The following is a 20,821-nucleotide window of genomic DNA, read 5'->3' as shown; positions in this document are numbered from 1 at the left end:
CGCCCGGCGAACGCAGCGGTCAGGGTGTTCTGTCGGCTCCCACATCATCAATGTCCCGGTGCAGGATGCGCCGCACTTCCAGCACTGCCTGCGGGGTCTCCTGCACACTGTGGCCGGAAATGATCACCTTCTCCGACAACGCACCCGGCAGGTGCGCGCTCCAGTACGGCACCAGCCCGTCATCGGACTTCTGCACCGGCAGCTCCGGTTTGCGCTGGGCGATGATCGAGTGGTACTTCAGGCCGGCTTCGATCGGCAACTGTGCGGCGGCCTTCACGAACGGATCGCTGGCCTTGAGGTTGTCGATGCTGTTCGGGATCTTCGGCTTGGCGGTGCCGTCGACCTGCTGCTCGGCCTGTGCCAGCGCCATGAATACATCCTCGAACTTGCCGAGGATGGTCAGCGGCAGGCGTACCAGGCGCCCGATCAGGCGCCCGACCTTGTTGCCGGCGATATCGGTGCCCTGGTGCGGGGCAGCGATGAAGATCGCACGCTCCACGTTCGGCTGTGCCTTGAAATGCAGCAGCGGCCCCAGCTTGTTCTGCACCCGCTTCAACCGTTCACCCTTCAGATCGTAGTTGGCCAACAGGTCGTTCCACAGTACGTCGCCCGAATCGCTCACCAGCAGCCGGGCCAGTACGCCGCCCATGCTGTGGCCGATGTAGACCATGTCCTTCGATGCAGGCGTACTGCCGTTGGGATCAAAATGCTTCAGCGTGTCGTTGAACGCATTGGCGATCTCGTAGCGGTTCAGCGCGATCGGTGCATTGGTCGGGTAATAGACCTGCCACACCTGGAACTGCTGGCGCAGCTCGGGGTCGCCCATAATCTCGTTGGCCAGGTTCACCCAGGCTTCCGGGCTGCTGGCCAGGCCGTGCAGCATGAAGATGATGCGGCGGTTGGGGTCCCACGGCTGCATCAGGTAGATGTGCGGTTCGCCGATGCCCTCGCTCATGCCGAACAGGGTGCGCAGCGACTGCCGGGCGAAGCCACTCTGCGCCAGCCACAGGCCGTAGGCGGCAGTGAAGTTGCCGGCCAGCGGCACCTGCTCGCCGTGCAGGGTGATGCGCTCGGTGGCTTCCGGCGAATAGGCATCGAGCTCGACCCGGCGCGTGCGCATCACGTCTTCCAGGCTGCTGCCTTCGAACCGCAGCAGCGCAGTGACGTTGATTGAGGACATCTCACTGAACTCGGGCACCGAATCGTCATGGCGATGGCGGCGGCCACGACGCTCGTCGTTCTCGTCGTCCTGCGTGGTTTCGGCCTTCGGGCCATCCGGCGCGATCACCGGTGCGACCAGCTTCGGCGGATCCATCACCATCACCAGCTCGGCACCGAAGCCATCGCGGCGATAGGTGCTGCGCAGGCCGACAAAGCTGACGGTGCCGGCCGGAACCAGCTGCGCGGGAATGCTCTTCAGACCCAGCTGCTGGTAGTTGGACGCCAGCGACCAGCTGCCAACCGTGATCGGCTTCGTATAGTCCTCGCCGGCCAGTGCAGCGGCACGCGCGCGCACGAACAACACCACTGCCGCCTTTTCGGCCGCGTAGTTGTAGTAGTCACGCACCTGTGTCTGCCGGTCCTCGAAGGCACGATCGGACGGCGAGCGGCCGCTGTAGAACAGGTACGCGTACGCATAGCGCGCGGCCTCCAGCCACGCATCCAGCGCCGCATCGCTCATCGGCGGATCACCGGCAGCGGTCTTCTTCGGCGTCAGCGCCAGCGCGGCCTTCACCCACAACTCGGACAATGCCGACAGGCGCTGTTCGACGTTGAGGTCGTCGGTCATCAGCAGTGTGCTGCGGCAGACCAGGAAGTCCTTCTCGCACTGCGATTCGTCCAGGCCCGCTGCGCTGAGCGTTTCACGCGCGGCCGGGCTGAGCTTGCCGGTGTTGAGCACATCCGCGCGCTTGTTGACCAGCGAATCGCTGGATTTGACCTGCTTGACGGTGACCATCGCGCAGCCGCTGCTTCCCAGCAGCAGGAAGGCGGCGAACAACACCGGCAGCAGGCGCTGCCAGCGGGTCAGAAAGAGTTGGGTCATTACTGCGGGTCCTGCTCGGTGCCGGGCACGCCCTGGCGGATTACGGTGGAGAAATTGGCGCCATCACCGAGATCCAGCGCGCGCTGGGTGATGCGGCCCTTGGCATGCAGTTCGGTGTACGGCACACCCGGCGTGAGCGCACCGACCTCCTGCGCGTACTCGGCCAGGTAACCGGACAGCAGCAGGCGGTAATCCAGCGGCAGGCGCGGTGCGATATGCCGGGCCAGGTCGAAGACGATGGTCGTGCAGTTGCTGGTCAGCGTGTTGTAGAAGCCCGGCTTCGCATCCAGCTCGCGCGCCTGCGCGATATACGCAGCGAACAGTTCCTTCAGCTGCGCGCGGTCCATGCCGTGCAGGCGGTACAGGTAGACATGTTCGCCACGGGCGTTGGTGCGGGTGCGGATGATGTCGGTCTCCTCCGAAGCCACCAGGGTCATCTCGAACTTGCGGAAGAAGCCGCCCAGCGCCGAGAACGACTCACCGCGCTCCTTGCGGATCTCCAGCGAAAACACCACGTGGCGTCCATCCTCGAAGCCGAACGAGATCAGGGTGTGGGCGATCGCCGGGCCCATCCAGTACGACAGCACCAGGTCGGCCGAGCGCAGCTGGTCCAGGTCGTACTCGCGGCGTACCCAGTGTGCGTCGTAGTCGGTTTCGGTCCGCCAGCTGAAGTCACGCACGTTGTCCAGCACGACGTGGCGGCCATCGAAGGACACCACGTGCAGGCGCTGGGCCACGTCATCGGCCCACAACCGGTCCTGGCGCGGGGTCAGCAGCAGCCACCACAGGCCGGCCAGTGCCAGCGATGCCCCGAACGCCAGACCCAGGCGGCGCGAGGCACGGCCCCGCGCGACCCGCCACGACGCCCACAGCGCAACCAGCAGCCACAGCCCGGCGACGCCGGTGGCCAGCCAGCCCGGCCCCGGCAACTGATAGGCCAGCAGCCCAGTCACCCACAGCGCCAGCAGCGCCATGACACTTCCTGTCATCCATCGTCCTGCGGCTTTCACTGGCATCCTGTCGCGGTCTTGAAGCCGCATAGTTAGCCACAAGCGGGTTCACCGTGGCATCTACGGCCCGTTCAGGCAGGCCGGCGCACCGTCGGCGGCGGCCTCTGCGGCCAGGTTCACCTCACAGGAGCAACGATGGGCATCACTTCCGTGGCCGGCGTTCCGGTCCAACCCCAGCACCGTGCGACCTGCCACTGCGGCACGGTCGAGCTGCTGCTGGACCTGCCGGACGGCATCGTCGATCCCCGCCGCTGCGACTGCTCGATGTGCCGGCGCCGTGGCGCCATTGCCGCCAGCGTCACCCGCCAGGGCCTGCAGGTGGTACGCGGGCAGCATCACCTGCAGAAGTACCAGTTCAACACCCATGTGGCCGAGCACTACTTCTGCGGTGTGTGTGGCATCTACACCCACCACCGGCGCCGCTCCAACCCTGACCAGTTCGGGTACAACGTGGCCTGCCTGGAAGGCATCGACCCGTTTGCACTGGGCATCATTCCGGTGAACGACGGGGTCAACCACCCCGCCGACCGACTAGCCTAGTGACGCGTGCGCCGTGGTGGTGCGGCAACCTTCTGCCACGGTGCCATGCCACTGCGGCCAGCCCGCGCGGGCCGCTTCAGCCACGGCCGGCGCGGTGTGGCCTGCGCCTGGACCGTGACCGGGGGAGGCAGAGGTCTACGGCCAGGCCAGAGATGATCGAGCAGCCACATGGCAGGTCTCCGTGGGGGACGGGGACGACCAAGCCTAGACCCGGGTGGGCATAGGCTGCGTGAGCGGGACACGACAACGGGATGACGGCGAAGGCGGGCGATGAGCCTGCTACGCAGTACGCCCGACCAACGCGTCTTTACGTTTCCGCAGCAACAGGTGCAACAACACAGCACATGCGGCGGTCAGCAGCGCCAGTACACGCAGCAGTGTTGCCAGCGCCTCACTACTGGCGTGCTGCAGCTGCATGCGGCTCATCGCCGGTAGCAGTGCCTGCGCCTGTTCCCATGCCCCCGTGGCCAGATAGGCACCGGCACGCGCCAGCGATGCCGGCGATGCTCCCTGCAGCTGATGACCGATCAACAGCGCAAGCAAGGCCGTCACCGCGGCCAGTGCAATGCCCTCGCCCGCCACCCGCACGGTTCCGAAGATGCCGGCGGCCATGCCCGCACGCTGCACCGGTACCACGCTGACCGACAGCCCATCCATCAAGCCCCACGGCAACGCCGTCCCGGCGCCGACCAGCATCAGCAACGGTACCCACTGAGACGGCGACGGGTGCGATGCCTGCCGCGACAGCAGGTACAGGCCAAAGGCACAGACCAGCAGTCCCAACGTGCAAAGCCGCGCACTTCCCACGCGCTCCGCCCAGCGCGCGGCCAGCAAGGGCAGCGCCAGCATCGGCGCAGACAAGGCCAGCATCTGCAGCCCGACCAATGTCGTGCTCTGTCCATGCACGCCCAGCAACTGCAGAGGCAGTACCACCAGCAGCACCACGTAGCCGAAACAAGTCGCGACTGGCAGCAGCTGGACACCCAGGAACGCCGGTTGCGCGAACAACGAGAGGTCCAGCAACGGTGAGCGGTGCCGTCGTTCGATGCAGACGAACACCCCGCCCAGCAACAGCGTCGCCAGCAGCGCCAGTTGCACGCGCATGGCATGCAGGCCAAATTCACCCAGCCACAGCAGAGCCAGCGTCAACGCCGCCAGCATCAGGCTGAAGCCCAGCATGCCGCCAACATCCAGCCGCCCGCGTTCGCCATGGCTTTCAGGCAACGCGCGCGCGCCCAATGCGAAGGCGGTCAACGTCAGCACGCCGCCCGCGGCGAACACACTGCGCCATCCCAACGCCTGCAGCAGCAGGCCCGCGAGCAGCGGCCCCAACGCCAGCCCTGTGCCGAACGTCGTGCCCAGCAGCGCAAAGACCCGGGCACGCGCCGGCCCCTGCCAGGCTTGTGCCAGCAGCGCCGTGCCGGATGCCAACGCCGCTGCGGCGGCAACGCCCTGCAACCCGCGCGCCAGATCCAGCCAGAGCAGCGTGGGAGCAAGGTAGACGACAACCGTGGCGATGGTGAAACCCGCCGTGCCCAGCAGGAACAATCGTCGTCGACCATAGCGGTCGGCCAGGCCACCGGCAGCAAGCAACAAGCTGCCGAAGGTGAGCATGAAGGCGTTGGTCACCCAGGCCAGCGCCGTGGGCGACGACGCCGCGGAACGGGCCAGCGCGGGCACCGCCACCGCACCGGCCGAGAAGGACAACGGCAACGCAAGTGCGGCCAGGCAGACGGCAAGCAGGGTCCAGCGCTGCTGCGCCTTGACAGGTAAGGGGAGCATCGAAACCGGGACCATGCGGGCCTCCATCCATCAGGGGTATTGATGATGGGCAGGCCGCTATTCCTGAAAAACAGGCTGGATGGACATTGATTACAGCCAGATGTTCCGCAATCATGACTACATGGACTCCATCTCTGCCCTGCTCGCCTTCGTCCGCACCGCGGAGGCCGGCAGCATCGTTGGTGCTGCACGTGTACTCGGCCTGTCCGCGTCGGCGGTCGGCAAGCGCATCGCCCGCCTTGAACAGGAACTCGGCACGCGCCTGTTCCAGCGCACCACCCGTCGCGTGCACCTCACCGACGAAGGCGAACTGCTGCTGCAGCGCTGCCGGCGTGCGCTGGACGAGCTTTCCGAAGCTCAGGCCGACCTGGCGCAGCGCCAGCACGCACCCAGTGGACTGCTGCGTATCGGCCTGCCCACCATCGGCTACCGCTTCCTGTTGCCGGTACTGCCGGGGTTCCAGCAGCGCTACCCGCAGGTGCAGCTGGAACTGGACTTCAACGACCGCATCGTTGATGTGGTCAGCGAAGGCCTGGATGCGGTGATACGCAGCGGTGAACTGGCCGATTCCAGCCTCACCGCACGGCGGCTGGGCGGGTTTCGTTTCGTGCTCTGTGCGGCGCCTGGTTACCTGCAGGCGCACGGTACTCCCGGCGATGTGGGCGACCTGCGCCTGCATACCGCGCTGCGCTTCCGTTACCCCACCACCGGAAAACTGCACCCGTGGCAGCTGCCGGGCATCGAACGCGATGCCGGAGCGCGCCTTCCCACGGCGATGACATGCAACAACATGGAGGCCGTGCTGGCCGCTGCGATCGGTTGCATGGGCCTGGCCTGGATGCCTGACTTCCTCGCAGCCGACGCGCTGGCCGATGGCCGTCTGCAACAGGTGCTGCCTGCACTGCCCACGCACCCGGGGCAGTTCTCGCTGCTATGGCCCGGTGGGCGCCATCCCAGTGCACGCCTGCGGGTGTTCATCGATTATGCTGCCGCACACCTTTTCCGCGACGCTCCGTCCCCGTTTGTGTTCAGCGGCTGAAACGGCGCGCGCCGGCGACGCAGATCACCGCGACCACGGTCACCAGCACCATGCTGACGCTGACCGCTTCATGCAGCAACAGCGCAGCCAGCGCCAGGCCGAAGAACGGTTGCAGCAGCTGCAGCTGGCCGACCGCGGCGATACCGCCCTGGGCCAGCCCGCGATACCAGAACAGGAACCCGAGCAGCATGCTGAACACCGCCACGTAGCCCAGCGCCCACCACGCGGATGCCCCCACCTCAACGAACGAGGGCGGGCGCATCAGCACCGTCAGCGGCAGCATCACCGGCAGTGCCAGCAGCAGCGCCCAGCTGATCACTTGCCAGCCGCCGAGATGGCGGGCGAGCCGACCGCCTTCCGCGTAGCCCAGTCCACACACCACGATCGCCGCCAGCATCAGCAGGTCGGCCTGCAGCGAGGCCTCAATGCCGTTGCGCGCGGCATAGCCGACCACGCAGGCACTGCCCAGCAGCGAGAACAGCCAGAACGCCGGGCGCGGCCGATCGCCACCGCGCAGTACGCCGAACACCGCAGTACTCAGCGGCAACAGGCCGAGGAACACGATGGTGTGCGCTGATGAGGCGTGGCGCAGGGCAAGCGCGGTCAGCAGCGGGAAGCCGACCACCACGCCAAGGCTGACCACCGCCAACCCGGGCAGGTCGCTGCGTCGCGGAAAGGGTTGGCGCAACAGCAGCAACAGGCCGAGGCCGAGTATGGCGGCGATGGTGGCGCGTGCGGCGGTGACGAACCCGGCGTCCAGCTGCAGCACGGCCAGGCGGGTGGCCGGCAACGAGCCCGCAAAGATCACCACACCGATGAAGCCATTGATCCAACCACTCGCCGACCGTTCCACGCCTGTACTCCTGGGGTGCCGGGCGGTGCCCGGCGGGATCTCCATGGAAGCACCTGCGGCCCGCGCTCCCCAGCTACAATCCAGTACAGTTTCAAATAACTGTACTGCCCACACTTCCAGCACACTTTCACTATGACGCGCCCGCTTACCCGTATCGAATCGGTCATCCAGACCGTCCGCACCCGCATCGGCACGCGGGTGGATGGCGCCGGCTCGCGCCTGCCCTCGGTACGCGCGCAGGCGGCGGCGATGGGCGTGTCGGTCTCCACCGTGGTCGAAGCCTACGAGCGCCTTGCCGCTGAAGGGCTGATCAGCGCGCGTGCCGGTTCCGGCTTCTATGTCAGTGGACCGGCCGCACCGCTTGCCTTGGCCGAGATGGAACCACGCCTGGACCGCGCGGTGGACCCGCTGTGGGTGTCGCGGCAATCGCTGGAAACACCGCCCGCGCACCTCAAGCCGGGCTGCGGCTGGATGCCCAGCGACTGGCTGTACCACGACGGCATGCGCCGAGGCCTGCGTCGGCTGGCGCGCGGCGATGCTCCCCACCTGGTCGACTACGCCGGCCCGCTCGGCCTTCCACCGCTGCGCCATCTGCTGCAGCGACGTGCAGCTGCACTGGGAATCGACGCACCGATGGAGCAGATCCTGCTGACCGAATCCGGTACGCACGCGGTCGACCTGATCTGCCGTTTCCTGCTCAAGCCCGGCGACTGTGTGCTGGTCGACGACCCGAGCTATTTCAACTACCACGCCCTGCTGAAGGCGCACCAGGTGCAGGCGGTGGGTGTGCCCTACACGCACACCGGCCCGGATCTTGAAGCATTCGCGCAGGCGTTGCAGGCACATTCGCCGCGGCTGTACATCACCAATTCCGGCCTGCACAACCCGACCGGCGCGGTGCTAGCGGCCAGCACCGCGCACCGCCTGCTGGGCCTGGCCGAACGCAGCGAACTGATCATCATCGAAGACGACATCTTCGCCGACTTCGAACTGCAGCCGGCACCGCGCCTTGCTGCGCTGGACGGGCTTTCGCGGGTGATCCACGTCGGCAGCTTCTCCAAGACGCTGTCGGCGGCGTCGCGTTGCGGCTACATCGCCACGCGCCACGACTGGATTGAAGCGCTGACCGATCTGAAGCTGGCCACCAGCTTCGGCGGCGGCCATCTGGCGATGCAGTTGATGCACATCGCGCTGACCGACAGCGGCTATCGCCGCCACATGCAATCGGTACGCTCGCGCCTGGCTGATGCGCGCCGGAACACACTGCGGAAACTGCACACGCTGGGCATCAGCCCGTGGCTGCAGCCGGAAGCCGGCCTGTTCCTCTGGTGCCAGCTCCCCGATGGCCGCGACGCCGCTGCGCTGGCACGGCAATGCCTGCGCGAAGGCATCGTGCTGGCTCCGGGCAACGCCTTCAGCCAATCGCAGCGCGCGGCCGACTATGTGCGCTTCAACGTCTCGCAGTGCCAGGACCCACGGATCTGGCAGGTGCTGGCACGGGCGCTGCGCCACGCCGGATACCTGCCCGAGAGTGTCGACGGTCAGTCGCCCCGCAGATAGGTCTCCGCCGGGATTTCCAGTAGCTCCGGGCCCGAAAGCACTGCGCCTTTCAGATCGGCGCCCGCGTTCAAGGCATTGTCGACCGCGTTGAGCGACGAACTGCGCTGACAGACCGCCTTGAAGGCGCCGCGTGGTCCCTGGTGATACATCATCAAGGCACGCTCAAGACCCTCCGCGAATATCGGCTCGCAGTGCAGCGGAAGTTCATGCAGGAAGCCCTGCTCATCGTGTGCGCTGAAGGTACGCGGCAGCTGCAGCTCCAGTTCCATATGCCCGATCAGGGCCATGGCAAAGGCTTCCGGCAGCCAGATCAACAGACGGCGCGCAAACCCGGCATCGATGCCAGCGGCGACCAGGTCCCGTTCGGCCCGCCCCTCATCGACGTCCTCCTTCCCCAACAACGACAGCGCCAGCTCAAAAGCCTCGGCCGACGGCATCGGTGGTGAGCAGTGATCCATTCGCAGTGACCTTCAGCTCCAGGCAGGCGCGCACCTTAGGCAAAGCAGCACCAGCATGCAATGCCACTTGCACGCCGCGCTACAGTGGTATGTCCCCCGCAGCAGGAATCCGCGCATGTCTTCGTTCTCCGATCCGCAGGCGGTGGCCCGCTACGCCGAAGGTCCACTGCGCCAGGTGCCGGGCTTTGTCGCCCTGCAGCAGATGAGCCGCCTGCTGCTGGCCGAACGGGTTCCCGCACAGGGCCGCGTGCTGGTGCTGGGTGCCGGCGGCGGGCTGGAGCTGAAGGCCTTTGCCGAAGCGCAACCGGGCTGGCAGCTGCTGGGGGTAGATCCGGCCGCGCCGATGCTCGCCCTGGCCGAGCAGACACTGGGCCCGCTGATGTCGCGCGTGGAGCTGCTGGAAGGCTACATCGACGACGCTCCGGACCTGCGCTTCGACGGTGCCAGCTGCCTGTTGACCCTGCACTTCCTTGATACCGCGCAGCGCCTGCACACACTGCGCGAGCTGCACAGGCGCCTGCATCCGGGTGCGCCACTGGTGGTGGCCCACCACAGCGTGCCGCAGGACGCGGCCGGCAAGCGGCGCTGGCTGCAACGCTATGCCGCGTTTGCCGAAGCCTCCGGCGTTGCCCGCGCCGACACACAACGCGCGATCGAGGCGATTGCCGAACGGCTGCCGCTGCTGGCCCCCGAGCAGGAGGTCGCCCTGCTGCAGGAGGCAGGTTTCGACGGCGTGGAGCTGTTCTACGCGGGCTTCAGCTTCAAGGGCTGGGTCGCCTACGCCGGGTGATGCCTACGGCACCATCGTGATGCCGATGCGCTGCATCAACAGCGCCACCTGCTGCACATCCAGCGTGGCGCCGCGCAGATTGGTGCTGCGCAGGTCCAGCTCGCCCAGCTCGGAGTTGGTCAGGTCGCAGTCGGTGAAGTTGGCGCTGTTCCAGTCGATGCCTTCGAACTGGCCACCGGACAGGTCCGAGCCAGCGAAGCTGGCGCCACTCACGTTCGCACCATCCCAGCGGTTCTCCCACAGTTCGCACTTTTCCAGCGTCACCCGCGAAAAATTGGCGTAGCGCAGGTTCGACTTCTTGATGAAGGCACTGCAGAACCAGCTGCGCGTGGTGATCTGGTTCATGAAGCTGGCGTTGCTGAAATCAGCGCCCTGCGCGCGGCACTCGCTGATCTCCAGGCCCAGCGCCTTGATGAAGCTGAAGTGGCACATGCTGATGTCGCAGCTGCGGAAGCCGGCTTCCTTCAGCGTGGCGCCATTGAAGCGGCAGCCCGCGCGGGTGTCGGCGTCATAGAAGCTGCAGTTGATGAACTCGGTACCGGTCAGGTCGGCGCCGGAAAAATCGCATTCGTGGAACTGCTGGTCGACCACTTTCTGGCCGGTGTACTGGTCCGCGCCGATGCGCAGCCTGCGGTGAACGGTGGGGGACATCGGGGATTCCATGCCAGGGGCCCCGCCATGATGCCGTGCTCCGCAGGCGATCCGAAGGCCCGCGGCCCCAGATCGCCGGCAGGGCCGTCGCCGCCTTGCACCCCCACATGCCGAATGCACGTTCTTGCATGTTTATGCACGAATGTGCAGACTTGCGTCATGAGCTCCGATCCCAGCCCACTTCCCGCCCAGCGCACCCGGCAGATCCTCGAGGAACTGCGCGAGCAGGGCCGCGTGGTGGCCGCCGAACTGGCGCGCCGCTATGCCGTTTCCGAAGATTCGATCCGCCGCGACCTGCGCGAACTCGCCGCCCAGGGCCTGTGCCAGCGCGTCTACGGCGGCGCCGTATTGCCGCCACCGAAGGAACGCCCGCTGCGCGAGCGCCTGACGCGCGACCGCGGCGACAAGGCCGAGCTCTCCGCCCGCGTCTGCGCGCTGCTGCAACCCGGCCAGGTCGTACTGATCGATGCCGGCTCGACCAATCTGGCGATCGCCCAGCAGTTGCCGGCCGCTATCGGGCTGACGGTGATCACCAATGCCCCGCAGATCGCCACCGCCGCCAGCCTGCTTGAAGGCACCTCGGTGCAGCTGATCGGCGGCCGCCTGGCCAGCGGTGGCGGTGCGGTCGGTGCCGAAGCGATGGCCCAGGTGCAGCGCCTGCGTGCCGATGTGTACCTGCCCGGCCCCTGCGCGGTGGACGGCGATACGGGTGTGTGGGCGATGGATGCGGAAGAAGCCACGCTGAAGCGCGCGATGGTGGCGTGCAGCAGCCGCGTCATCGTTGCCGCTACCACTGAAAAGCTCGGTGCCCGCGGCAACTGGCAGATCGCCAGCCTGGACGAGATTGACGACCTGGTGCTGACCACCACCGCACCGCCCGCCCTGGCAGCACGCTTCCGCGCCGCCGGTATCGCGGTGCACCCCACGCCCCCCTGACCGTACCGCTCATGTACCTTGCCAACCGCGCGCGTGCCGAACAGCACGCGACCCGCGCTGCGTTCTTCATTCCCGGCTTCGCCACCGCGCTGTGGGCCACGCTGGTGCCATTCGCCAAGGCGCGCACCGACATCAACGACGCCACGCTGGGGCTGGTGCTGCTCTGCCTCGGTGCCGGTTCGCTGCTGGCGATGCCGTTGTCCGGCGTGCTGGCCGCGCGCCTCGGTTGCCGCCGGGTGATGGTGGCCAGCAGCCTGCTGATCTGCCTGACCGTGCCCGGCCTGGCCCAAGCCGACTCGGCCTGGACGTTGGGCGTGGTGCTGTTCGTGTTCGGTGCGGCCGTGGGCGCGATGGACTGCACGATGAACGTACAGGCAGTGATCGTCGAGCGCGAGGCGCGTCGCGTGATGATGTCCGGCTTCCATGCCTTCTTCAGCATCGGCGGCTTCCTCGGTGCGGCCACCATGACCGTGCTGCTGTCCGCACAGTTGCCGCCCTTGGCATCGGTGCTGATCGGTGTCGGCGCCATGCTGCTGGTGATGCTGTTGTCGGCGACGTACTGGCACAGCGAACGCATGCCGCACGACACACCGATGCTGGCCCTGCCACATGGCATCGTGCTGTTCATCGGCGTGCTGGCCTTCGTTGCCTTCCTCGGCGAAGGCGCGATGCTGGACTGGAGCGCGGTGTTTCTCAGCGATGTGCGTCGCGTCGACGCCAGCCTCGCCGGTATCGGCTATGTGACCTTCACCCTGACCATGACCGTCGCCCGTCTGTTCGGCGATGCACTGGTCTCATGCATGGGACGCCAGCGCGCGATCGTGTTCGGTGCTCTGCTCGCTGCCAGCGGCGTGCTGGTGCTGACCCTGGTCACGCCGTGGCAGATGTCGTTGGCCGGATACGTGCTGGTCGGCCTCGGCTGCGCCAACATCGCGCCGGCGCTGTTCTCGCTGGCCGGCCATCAGAACCGCATGCCCGGCGCGCTGGCGATCACCGCCGTTTCCACGCTGGGTTTTGCCGGCATCCTCGCCGGCCCGGCACTGATCGGTTTCGCCGCCAACCACTTCGGTCTGATCGCTGCGTTCATCGGCGTGGCCATGGCCTTGCTGCTTGTGGCGGTGTCTACCCGTTGGCTGCGGATGTAGTTTGCGACATCAGCGCCGCCCTGGCCGCAACTTCATCCGCAACCGGCGGTAGCCAATCACCACGGCCGTCGCGCACAACGCCGTACCCGCAACGCTCAACAGCAGCAGAACCGCCAACCGGGTGCTGTCGAAGCGCAGCATCGCCGGCAGGTCCCAGCTGTGCAGGAAGTAGAACAACCAGCGCCCGACACGCTCGCGATGTCCCATCGTCAGCAGCGGATCGCCGGTGGCCAGGTCGAGATAGACACGCGTCGCCTCGGCATCACCGAAGTCCGCCACCGCCACCGGGAAGCGGCGTACGGCTGCACCATTCATGGCTTCCGGTGCACGTGGGTAGAAGTACGCATCTGCTGCATGCTGGACCGCGAACGCCTGCATCGGCGCATCGGACATGGCGCGCGCCCTCTGCCGCAGCCAGTCCACAGGCAGTTGCCGCAGGACCTGCAGCTCTCCATCTTCACTGGACACGATGCGGGTATCGCCCCGTCCATCCAGCAACACTGCGAACAGCTCGCCGCCGAGGCGCCGCCACTGGATCTCCACCGGCCTGAAGTGCCTGGCACCCGCCGCCGCCAGCAGTGCCGCAGGTTCACCCAGCATTCCATCCACGGCTGCCGCGCCGCCACGATAGCGTCCGCTGTCGATCGCCTCCCGCGTGCTGCTGAAGACGCCCAATGGGTTCATCGACATCAGGCCGCTGAAGATCCAGGTGAACACGAATGCCGCTGCCACCAACCCGATCAGGTGGTGCCAGCGCATCCACGGCTCGACATACGGCGTCTTCGCGCCAGTGCGGTAGTGCCCACGGAAGCGCCAGCGCCACACACCCACCACGATGCCGCTGATTGCCGCCACCGTGCACAACGCTGAAAGCACGATCACCACCCACGTCCACACCGGATCGACCGACTGCATGCGCAGGAAGTACAGCCAGTGCAGCCACGCACCCACGTAATTCCAGTGCTGCTGCACGCGCGGCGCGTCCAGCACCACTTCGCCGGTGTGCGAGGACACATACACATCCCCCGGCTGCGCGCCGCCCACCTCGACCCGGTACAGTGGCCGATGCGCATCCAGCGCGCGCGAATGGGTCCAGCGGTCCTCATCCACGCGCATCGCCCCAACGAAGGCCTGCCCACCGGCGAACTGCGCGGCCGACGCTTCGGCGCGCTGGGCGGAAACCGGCAGCAGCGCCTGGCCGGTCCGTACCGACCACGCACCGACGTTGCTGCCGCTGCGCACTACATACGCCGCTTCACCGCCCACCGTGGTCAGGGCCACGGCTTCCGGTTCGGCCTGTACAGCATCTGGCAGCGCTGACAGTCCTCGCCAATCCCCTGCGTCACCCAGCACCGGCAACGCTGCCAGCCGCTCGCCGGGCGTCAACTTCGGGTAGCCGATGAACAGCATCACCATGCCGCTGATGAACCACAGCAGCATCAACAGGCATCCGCCGATGCCCAGCCAGCGGTGCACCAGATAGGTCCAGCGCTTGGCAGTGGAACGCAACGACATGGCCAGTGCCCTCAGAACCGATGGTCGACGGTGAACTCGACGCGCCGATCCGGTCCCAGCAGCCATTGGGTACTGGTGTAGTACGCGGTGGCGTAGTACGCCTTGTCGAACACATTGAACAGGCGCGCCGACAACCGCGTGCGCGGTGACGCCTGCCAGGTCAGCGCCAGGTCGGTGGTGCTGTAGCCGGGCAGTTCCAGGGTGTTGGCATTGTCGGCGTAGCGCTTGCCGACGTAACGCACGCCTGCGGCCGCGCTCCAGTCGGGCAGGAACTGCCAGCTCACCCACACATTAGCCAGGCGCTCAGCCACGTTCGGCGGCACATTGCCATCGCGTGAGACCAGCACCGGGGGCGAACCGGTGGTTTCCAGGAAGTCATCGAACTTTGCCTTCAGCACCGTGGCATTGGCATCGAGCGCCCACCGCGGCGCGAAGGCCCAGTTCAACGACGCTTCAATACCACGCGAGGTCTGCGCCCCCACCTGCACACGGCGATCCGGCACCAGCGGATCGCGGCTGAGCAGCCCGGTCTTGCGGATGCGATATGCCGCCAGCGTCCACTCGCCACCGTCGAACGCCTGCTTCAGGCCCACCTCGACCTGCCGTCCCTTGGCCAGGTCGAAGGCACCGTTGGCCGGGCTGATCATCAGCAGGCCGCTGACCGGGTCCGCCGCCTGTGAGTACTGCGCGTAGAGGCTCAGCGTCGGCTGCAGCGCGAACACGGTGCCCGCGCGCCAGCCGGTGCTGCTGTAGGTCTTCGAGAATGCTCTCTGGCCGCTGATCAGATCGGTGCGTTCGATGCGCGCGCGGTCATGGCGCAGCCCACCCAGCACCGACCAACGCTCGCTCAACGTCAGGTGGTCTTCCACGAACAGCGCGTACTGCTCGGCACCATTGCGATAGCGCGGCAGGTTCGGCGCATCGCTGGCGAACTGCCCCGGCACCGTATGGAACGGATCGACCGGGCCAGAGCTGCCGGCGTAGGTGTTGTTGGTGTGCTTGAAGTGCGCACGGTTGGCGTCCAGGCCTACGGCAAAATTGTTCTGCAGCCCCCCCACACTGCCCTGCACGCGCAGCGTCGAGGTCAGGCCGGTCTGGTCCTGGTTGTGGGTGATCTGGGTATTGCCCGAACGGTCGATCAACCCGGTTCGCGGGTTGTAGACATAGGCCTCGGCATTGCGCCAGTCGCGCTGGCTGTCGATCTGGTAGACGCGCGTGCGCCATTCCACGTTCGCGTTCGCGTTCGGCGTCCACAGTGCATCGAGCTGGGTCCAGCGGTCACGAAAGCGGATGTCACTGTCTTCCACGTTGTAGTTGCGGTGGCGCAGTGCGTCCAACTGTCGGCCATCCACCAGGGGCGTACCGAAGTAGCGCATCGGCTTCTGGTGGCCCTGCGCATGGGTCAGGGTCAGCTGCAGATCCGTGCGTGGCTGCCACACCAGTGCGCCGGAGAAGGTGGCATCACTGCTGCGCCCGCGATCAACCCAGCCACCGCTGTAGTTGCCACTCACATCCAGCCGGTAGGCCAGCTCGGGCGTCAGCGCACCGCCGCTGCCGAAGCCCAGGCGCGCGGTGTCCTCGCTGCCCACGGTTACGCTGACCTCGTTCTCGATCGCCCCACGCGTGGGCTTCTTCGGCACGATGTTGATCACGCCGCCGATCGCACCGTCGCCATGGATCACCGAAGCCGGCCCGCGCAGCACTTCGATGCGCTCGATCGACCAGGTATCGAACGGGAAGGTGATGCCCACGCCCCCGTACTGGCGCAGCCCGTCGTACAGGCGCATCACCGAGGCACCATCGGTGAAGCCACGGCTGGACAGCGCACTCAGACCATTGCCTGGGTGCGGCATGGCGCTGATCGCGCCAGCCCGGCTGATCGCATCGTTGAGGTTGGTGTCGCCACGCTGCTCCAGCTGTTCGCGCGAGATCACGGTCAGGCTTGCTGGCGTCTGCAGCACGCTGAGGCCCAACGCAGAGCCTGCGCTGGCGGTGGATGACAGCTCACCGCTGCGGGTGTCGATCACGCGTACGGTATCCAGCGTGGTCGGCGGTGCCGCATCGGCGGCAAGTACGGAGGCGCTGTGCAGGAGCAACGCGCACATGACAGGCAGCGTCGCCCGGCGCAGGCGCGCGGAGTTGGGGCTCGTTTTCATTTGTTCACGGCATGCAAGGCCACCCCGCAGTGGCGGGGCAGCAATCAGAAAGGGACAGACACGCGCGTGCGGGCGCCGGCCGTAGCCGGCAACCTCATGGAAGGACGGTCAATGCACTGCGCGTGTGGCTCAGGCAGCCATGAAGGCCGGTGGCCCGCGCGCTCCCAATGTGCCGCTGACCCGCTGCGGCAACGCCTGCACTGCACCCCGCAACGCATGGCATATCGATGCCACCGGTGCCAGCAGCAGCAATGCCGCCACCAGCAGGGTGATCAGCCGCGCGGCGATCAGGCAGTAGTCGCAGTCCACGCCCATCTCATGCTCGGCGTGTGGATCGGCGGGCGGCTTCTTCGCGACCTCGCCCTGCTGCATCGCCATCGCGTGGTGCCCGTGATGGCCCTCCATCGCATGCTGGGAATGATCCATCGCCGCCATCGGCACAGCCGCTGCAACGTGACCATGCGCCAGCCAGCGGCTCACCAGCGGGGCAAGCAGCACCAGCAGCATGGCTAGCCATGCCAGGGCCTGGAACCGGCGGTGGAGGACAGAACGACGCACCCGCCCATTCTACGGGCCTGCGACCAACCTTGGACCACGTTCAGGGTTGCCCTGCCGCCGGTGCGACGTTATGACGCAGCCTCCAGCGCAGGAGATCGTCCACTGCCCGAGGGGGACGGAAGGCAGCCTGGCCGGCCCCTTCCGTCCCCGCACCGGATGACTAGAACCGCGCCGGCTGCTGCACCGCGCGCTCCAGGAACATGACACCCGCCTGCAGGCTGTTGCGGGCGTTCTCCAACCAGCGCTCCGGATCGGCTACCGCGAATCGCTCCTGTGCATCCACATCACCCGAGTCGGCCAGATCAGCCAGCTGCAGATGGATGTGGTTCTCCACCAGGCTCACCAGCACGGCGAGCTCGGCCGATAAACCGGCGATGCGTTCGGTGAAGCCAGCGTCGTTGCTGTTCAGAGACATGTCCCCTGTTCCTATGCGTTGCGGTGTTGATGGATGGCTTCGAAACGCTCGGCACAGGCAGGCCCACAGAACAGCCTTGCCGGATCGTTGTCGAAGTCTTCGCTGCAGTCCGGGTTGTGGCATTCCCCCATGGGAGTGAGAGGGGCAACGTTGCTGGCCCGCGTTGCGTGCTGGGCCAGGGCGCGTTGCAGGTGGCGCGCTTCCATTTCCTGCGCTTCGTCGATGGTGTCCGTCATGCGGGTTGTATTTTATCGAGGGGTGGTCGCACCGATTGAGAACGTCGCAACGACCGTCAACGACGCGGAATCCGCGGCGGATCGGCGTTCGCGGTTGCAGTGGATTTCAAACATGCGGGCTCCTTGTGCATGGGCGCCCGAAGGCGCGGTGGAGAGAAACGAAGGCCGTCGCTGACGGCGATCGCATCATCCGAAAACCGGTTCTCGCCAACTGCGACGCATTGGCGCGACCACAGCGATCTGCGAACGTCATCGCAACTCCAACGCGTACTGGATGGCCTGAGCACACCCAGGGATGCAAGGTACTGGAAGGTGTTGCAAATGAAGCCGCATTCCGACACCATGACCGTGCCACCACCTCCCATCACATCCTGACCGCACTGCATCGGTCGGCCGCTGCGTGACCTGCGCACGCCAGACACTGCGAAGCACGTTGGCCGCCATCGGCCGCCGTGGACCGATCCACGTTCCCAGGGGCTCCGTCGAATGCACACACCGCATCCCACGCAGGACATCGTTCCCGCGTTCCTGCAGGCCATGCACGCGCACGGCATCGTGCCGGACGCGCGCGGCCGCGACGCGCTCAATGCCGATGGCACCCTGGTTCGCTTCCATGTGGAAGGCGACCGTCGTGGCACGCGCAACGGGTGGGCCGTGTTGTTTGGAGACCATGTGCCGGCCGGCGAGTTCGGCAGCTGGCGGACCGGCACCCGCCATGCCTGGTGCGCGAAATCGCCGACCGCATTGAGTGCGGCCGAGCAGCGCGCCATCCGGCAACGCCAGGAAGCGGCCCGCAACGAGCGCGAGCGGCATCAGCGCGAGCGCGAGGACGCAGCCGCCAAGGCCGCCAACGTGCTGTGGAACCGTGCCATTCCCGCCGACGTCCAGCACCCCTATCTGGTACGCAAGGGCATCCACGCACATGGCCTGCGTGTGGCGCCGTGGCCGGTGCGCAACAGCGATGGCCTGGTCTTCCGCCATATCGACAATGTCCTGCTGGTGCCGGTGATGAACACCGCGGGCCGTATCGTCTCGTTGCAGGCGATCTTTCCCCGCGTGGATCCAGCACTTGGCCGCGACAAGGACTTCCTTTCCGGTGGCCGCAAGCAGGGCTGCTTCCATGTCATCGGCAAGCCGGCCCCTGGCCAACCGATCGCCATTGCAGAGGGCTATGCCACCGCCGGATCCATCCACCAGGCCACGGGCTGGTGCGTGGTGGTGGCCTGGGATGCAGGCAACCTTGGTGCGGTCGCCCGGGCCTGGCGCGGCGCCATGCCGGACGCATCGTTCGTGCTGTGTGCCGACAACGATCAGTGGACGCGGCAGCCGCTGGACAACCCGGGCGTCACCCTGGCCACGCAGGCTGCCGCGGACATCGATGCCCGCGTGGCCTGGCCCGAGTTCGCCGCGCTGCATGGCGACGATGACCATCCTACCGACTTCAACGACCTGCATCTGCGTGAAGGGCTGGATGCCGTGCGTACCCAGCTGTTGCCTCCCGCACCGCCCGCAGCAGGCGACGACGTGGCGGGGGATGATGCGCCGTCATCGGCCAGCGCGCGTTACCAGGTGCCTGGCAACCTGTCCGCATTCGATGCTTTCACCCCGTTTCCCGACACCAGCGCGCGCGGGCGGCCGTTGCCAACGGCCCGCAACCTGGCCGAGCTGTGCCGTCGTACCGGTGTGACCGTGCGCTACAACGTCATCCGCAAGGATCTGGAGATTCTGGTCCCTGGGCTGCACACGACCGTGGACAACGCCAAGGAAGTCGCGGCGGGCGAGGTGATGGATTGCATGCACCGCGCCGGAATGGCCACCGCCAGCTTCGAGACCAACCTGTGCCAGGTGGCCGAAGCCAATCCCTATAACCCGGTCGCAAGCTGGATCACCTCACGGCCGTGGGATGGCCAGACCCGCCTGCAGGCGTTCTTCGACACCGTGCAGGAAGCCCAGTCCACGCGCATGGCCGACGGCCGCGTGCTGAAGGAGGTCCTGATGCGGCGCTGGCTGATCTCCGGCGTGGCGGCCGCCTTTGAGCCCGATGGCGTGGTCGCGCGCGGCGTACTGACGTTCGTCTCGAAACAGAACCTGGGCAAGACGCGCTGGGCACGGCAACTGGCGCCGGCGGAGCTGCAGCTGATCGCTGACGGGGTGGTGCTCGATCCGGCCAACAAGGACAGCGTCAAGCAGGTCATCTCCAAGTGGATCGTCGAACTGGGCGAAGTCGATGCCACCTTCCGCCGTACCGATATCGCGGCGCTGAAATCATTCATCTCGCGCAGCCATGACGAGATCCGCCGCCCCTACGCGCGCACCGAATCCCGCTATGCACGGCGCACCATCCTGTTTGCCAGTGTCAACGACGAACGCTTCCTGCGCGATGCCACCGGCAACACCCGCTGGTGGACCGTGCACGCTGTAGCGTTGGGCGAACCGGCGCGGATCGACATGCAGCAGGTCTGGGCAGAGGCCCATGCGTTGTACTGCAGCGGCGAGACCTGGCACTTGAGTGCCGAGGAACTGGATGCGCTGAATGCCACCAACAGCGAGCACGAACCCATCTCGCCGATCGCCGAACTGATCGATCGCCATTTCGACTGGTCGCTCCCTGCCGAACACTGGAGCGCGCATTACCGCGCCACAGAGATCGTCATCGCGGTGGGCATCGACAAGCCCAACCGTCGCGAGGTGAACGAGGCCGCCGCCTACGTGGTCAAACGCCATGGCGTACGCACCCGCGTGGTGGGCAAGGAACGCGCCAAGGTCTGGCTGATGCCAGAGCGCAGACGCACTCTCGCCGAGCATGCGGCAGGCCCGTTCTAGATGCCACGCATCCATGATGGTCGCGACGTTGACAGCAGCAGCGACGACTGTCGCCTGCACTGCGAAGCACGTCGCCTGCTGCAACTGGACGGCTACCGGCGCATGGGCAACGACGGGCGCTGGACGGCGGTCAGTCCGCGCCGACATCGCCAGCAGTATCTCGAGGGTGTCCTGGCCGCACGCGGCGCGGTTGAGCGTGAGCGCCTGGCAGCAGCGGCATTACGGCTGTGGACCGCCAGCCCGCCCGGCCGACCACGCCACGACGAAAGTAGATGAAAGGTGTTGACTGAGATCATCTACAGAGGCAAGA

Annotated in this window: 19 protein-coding genes; 8 read left to right on the top strand and 11 right to left on the bottom strand. The window is 66.7% G+C overall.

Annotation, left to right across the window (positions count from 1 at the left end):
* Window positions 1-19: 19 nt before the first annotated feature.
* Both N5J73_RS04170 and N5J73_RS04165 read right to left on the bottom strand, forming a co-directional pair.
* Window positions 20-2,044: an alpha/beta hydrolase gene (locus N5J73_RS04170; protein WP_049444154.1), complete on the bottom strand. Its 2,025-nt coding sequence runs from the start codon at window positions 2,042-2,044 to the stop codon at window positions 20-22.
* Window positions 2,044-3,018: a DUF4105 domain-containing protein gene (locus tag N5J73_RS04165; protein ID WP_080354795.1), complete on the bottom strand. Its 975-nt coding sequence runs from the start codon at window positions 3,016-3,018 to the stop codon at window positions 2,044-2,046. Before N5J73_RS04165 ends, N5J73_RS04170 begins: the two co-directional genes overlap by 1 nt.
* Window positions 3,019-3,189: 171 nt before the next feature.
* Here N5J73_RS04165 and N5J73_RS04160 point away from each other — a divergent pair, with 171 nt between their 5' ends.
* Window positions 3,190-3,594: a GFA family protein gene (locus tag N5J73_RS04160; RefSeq protein ID WP_049444151.1), complete on the top strand. Its 405-nt coding sequence runs from the start codon at window positions 3,190-3,192 to the stop codon at window positions 3,592-3,594.
* 279 nt (window positions 3,595-3,873) lie between these two features.
* Here N5J73_RS04160 and N5J73_RS04155 read toward each other — a convergent pair whose 3' ends face one another.
* Window positions 3,874-5,391 carry an MFS transporter gene (locus tag N5J73_RS04155; protein ID WP_049444201.1) on the bottom strand — a complete coding sequence of 506 codons (1,518 nt, stop codon included), beginning with the start codon at window positions 5,389-5,391 and terminating at the stop codon, window positions 3,874-3,876.
* A gap of 106 nt (window positions 5,392-5,497) precedes the next feature.
* On the opposite strand from N5J73_RS04155, the gene N5J73_RS04150 reads away from it, so the two are divergent.
* Window positions 5,498-6,415: a LysR substrate-binding domain-containing protein gene (locus N5J73_RS04150; protein WP_049444198.1), complete on the top strand. Its 918-nt coding sequence runs from the start codon at window positions 5,498-5,500 to the stop codon at window positions 6,413-6,415.
* Here the strand turns inward: N5J73_RS04150 and N5J73_RS04145 are convergent.
* Window positions 6,405-7,268, bottom strand: coding sequence for a DMT family transporter (locus N5J73_RS04145; RefSeq protein WP_049444149.1), 864 nt, complete (start codon window positions 7,266-7,268; stop codon window positions 6,405-6,407). The genes N5J73_RS04150 and N5J73_RS04145 overlap by 11 nt on opposite strands.
* 132 nt (window positions 7,269-7,400) lie before the next feature.
* Between N5J73_RS04145 and N5J73_RS04140 the strand changes: the two genes are divergently transcribed.
* Complete coding sequence (locus N5J73_RS04140) at window positions 7,401-8,828, top strand: PLP-dependent aminotransferase family protein (protein WP_049444147.1); 1,428 nt, start codon at window positions 7,401-7,403, stop codon at window positions 8,826-8,828.
* Here the strand turns inward: N5J73_RS04140 and N5J73_RS04135 are convergent.
* A complete protein-coding gene (locus tag N5J73_RS04135) occupies window positions 8,810-9,286 on the bottom strand; it encodes a hypothetical protein (protein ID WP_152906640.1) in 477 nt (158 codons plus the stop codon). The genes N5J73_RS04140 and N5J73_RS04135 overlap by 19 nt on opposite strands.
* A 115-nt stretch (window positions 9,287-9,401) precedes the next feature.
* Between N5J73_RS04135 and N5J73_RS04130 the strand changes: the two genes are divergently transcribed.
* Window positions 9,402-10,076 carry a class I SAM-dependent methyltransferase gene (locus N5J73_RS04130; RefSeq protein WP_049444143.1) on the top strand — a complete coding sequence of 225 codons (675 nt, stop codon included), beginning with the start codon at window positions 9,402-9,404 and terminating at the stop codon, window positions 10,074-10,076.
* A 3-nt stretch (window positions 10,077-10,079) separates the two neighbouring features.
* Here N5J73_RS04130 and smqnr read toward each other — a convergent pair whose 3' ends face one another.
* Entirely contained in the window at window positions 10,080-10,727 is a 648-nt protein-coding gene (gene smqnr / locus N5J73_RS04125) for a SmQnr family pentapeptide repeat protein (RefSeq protein WP_049444142.1), read from the bottom strand.
* A gap of 159 nt (window positions 10,728-10,886) precedes the next feature.
* Between smqnr and N5J73_RS04120 the strand changes: the two genes are divergently transcribed.
* Both N5J73_RS04120 and N5J73_RS04115 read left to right on the top strand, forming a co-directional pair.
* A complete protein-coding gene (locus N5J73_RS04120; RefSeq protein WP_049444139.1) occupies window positions 10,887-11,663 on the top strand; it encodes a DeoR/GlpR family DNA-binding transcription regulator in 777 nt (258 codons plus the stop codon).
* An 11-nt stretch (window positions 11,664-11,674) separates the two neighbouring features.
* The gene (locus N5J73_RS04115; RefSeq protein ID WP_049444135.1) at window positions 11,675-12,808 is read left to right on the top strand and encodes an MFS transporter; all 1,134 of its coding nucleotides are present in this window, start codon (window positions 11,675-11,677) and stop codon (window positions 12,806-12,808) included.
* A 9-nt stretch (window positions 12,809-12,817) separates the two neighbouring features.
* On the opposite strand, the gene N5J73_RS04110 is transcribed toward N5J73_RS04115, so the two are convergent.
* The 5 genes from N5J73_RS04110 to N5J73_RS04090 form a co-directional block, all read right to left on the bottom strand.
* Entirely contained in the window at window positions 12,818-14,323 is a 1,506-nt protein-coding gene (locus tag N5J73_RS04110) for a PepSY-associated TM helix domain-containing protein (RefSeq protein WP_049444129.1), read from the bottom strand.
* An 11-nt stretch (window positions 14,324-14,334) separates the two neighbouring features.
* Window positions 14,335-16,479 (bottom strand): TonB-dependent receptor, encoded by a 2,145-nt coding sequence (locus N5J73_RS04105; protein WP_049444127.1) that lies wholly within the window; start codon window positions 16,477-16,479, stop codon window positions 14,335-14,337.
* Window positions 16,480-16,608: 129 nt separating this feature from the next.
* Window positions 16,609-16,986 carry a DUF2946 family protein gene (locus tag N5J73_RS04100; RefSeq protein ID WP_049444125.1) on the bottom strand — a complete coding sequence of 126 codons (378 nt, stop codon included), beginning with the start codon at window positions 16,984-16,986 and terminating at the stop codon, window positions 16,609-16,611.
* 211 nt (window positions 16,987-17,197) lie between these two features.
* On the bottom strand, window positions 17,198-17,452 hold the full coding sequence (locus N5J73_RS04095; protein ID WP_005408345.1) for a hypothetical protein: 255 nt from the start codon (window positions 17,450-17,452) through the stop codon (window positions 17,198-17,200).
* Between the two features lie 11 nt (window positions 17,453-17,463).
* A complete protein-coding gene (locus N5J73_RS04090; RefSeq protein ID WP_005408344.1) occupies window positions 17,464-17,688 on the bottom strand; it encodes a hypothetical protein in 225 nt (74 codons plus the stop codon).
* 486 nt (window positions 17,689-18,174) lie between these two features.
* On the opposite strand from N5J73_RS04090, the gene N5J73_RS04085 reads away from it, so the two are divergent.
* Window positions 18,175-20,511: a VapE domain-containing protein gene (locus tag N5J73_RS04085; RefSeq protein WP_279940620.1), complete on the top strand. Its 2,337-nt coding sequence runs from the start codon at window positions 18,175-18,177 to the stop codon at window positions 20,509-20,511.
* Window positions 20,512-20,787, top strand: coding sequence for a hypothetical protein (locus N5J73_RS04080; RefSeq protein WP_164078521.1), 276 nt, complete (start codon window positions 20,512-20,514; stop codon window positions 20,785-20,787).
* The last annotated feature ends 34 nt before the right edge of the window (window positions 20,788-20,821 follow it).

Source organism: Stenotrophomonas sp. GD03654 (assembly GCF_029845105.1).
Taxonomy (GTDB): domain Bacteria; phylum Pseudomonadota; class Gammaproteobacteria; order Xanthomonadales; family Xanthomonadaceae; genus Stenotrophomonas; species Stenotrophomonas africana.
Note: the sequence above shows the minus strand (reverse complement) of the source record. Positions and strands in the feature narration are given on the sequence as shown.

Bases quoted from the DNA above. Each gene is read 5' to 3' on its own strand.
- N5J73_RS04080 (WP_164078521.1), top strand. From the start codon at position 20,512: ATGCCACGCATCCATGATGGTCGCGACGTTGACAGCAGCAGCGACGAC.
- N5J73_RS04160 (WP_049444151.1), top strand. From the start codon at position 3,190: ATGGGCATCACTTCCGTGGCCGGCGTTCCGGTCCAACCCCAGCACCGT.
- N5J73_RS04085 (WP_279940620.1), top strand. From the start codon at position 18,175: ATGCACACACCGCATCCCACGCAGGACATCGTTCCCGCGTTCCTGCAG.
- N5J73_RS04110 (WP_049444129.1), bottom strand. From the start codon at position 14,323: ATGTCGTTGCGTTCCACTGCCAAGCGCTGGACCTATCTGGTGCACCGC.
- N5J73_RS04095 (WP_005408345.1), bottom strand. From the start codon at position 17,452: ATGTCTCTGAACAGCAACGACGCTGGCTTCACCGAACGCATCGCCGGT.
- N5J73_RS04140 (WP_049444147.1), top strand. From the start codon at position 7,401: ATGACGCGCCCGCTTACCCGTATCGAATCGGTCATCCAGACCGTCCGC.
- N5J73_RS04105 (WP_049444127.1), bottom strand. From the start codon at position 16,479: ATGAAAACGAGCCCCAACTCCGCGCGCCTGCGCCGGGCGACGCTGCCT.
- N5J73_RS04090 (WP_005408344.1), bottom strand. From the start codon at position 17,688: ATGACGGACACCATCGACGAAGCGCAGGAAATGGAAGCGCGCCACCTG.
- N5J73_RS04115 (WP_049444135.1), top strand. From the start codon at position 11,675: ATGTACCTTGCCAACCGCGCGCGTGCCGAACAGCACGCGACCCGCGCT.
- N5J73_RS04165 (WP_080354795.1), bottom strand. From the start codon at position 3,018: ATGGCGCTGCTGGCGCTGTGGGTGACTGGGCTGCTGGCCTATCAGTTG.
- N5J73_RS04150 (WP_049444198.1), top strand. From the start codon at position 5,498: ATGGACTCCATCTCTGCCCTGCTCGCCTTCGTCCGCACCGCGGAGGCC.
- smqnr (WP_049444142.1), bottom strand. From the start codon at position 10,727: ATGTCCCCCACCGTTCACCGCAGGCTGCGCATCGGCGCGGACCAGTAC.
- N5J73_RS04135 (WP_152906640.1), bottom strand. From the start codon at position 9,286: ATGGATCACTGCTCACCACCGATGCCGTCGGCCGAGGCTTTTGAGCTG.
- N5J73_RS04170 (WP_049444154.1), bottom strand. From the start codon at position 2,044: ATGACCCAACTCTTTCTGACCCGCTGGCAGCGCCTGCTGCCGGTGTTG.
- N5J73_RS04130 (WP_049444143.1), top strand. From the start codon at position 9,402: ATGTCTTCGTTCTCCGATCCGCAGGCGGTGGCCCGCTACGCCGAAGGT.
- N5J73_RS04155 (WP_049444201.1), bottom strand. From the start codon at position 5,391: ATGGTCCCGGTTTCGATGCTCCCCTTACCTGTCAAGGCGCAGCAGCGC.
- N5J73_RS04100 (WP_049444125.1), bottom strand. From the start codon at position 16,986: ATGCTGCTGGTGCTGCTTGCCCCGCTGGTGAGCCGCTGGCTGGCGCAT.
- N5J73_RS04120 (WP_049444139.1), top strand. From the start codon at position 10,887: ATGAGCTCCGATCCCAGCCCACTTCCCGCCCAGCGCACCCGGCAGATC.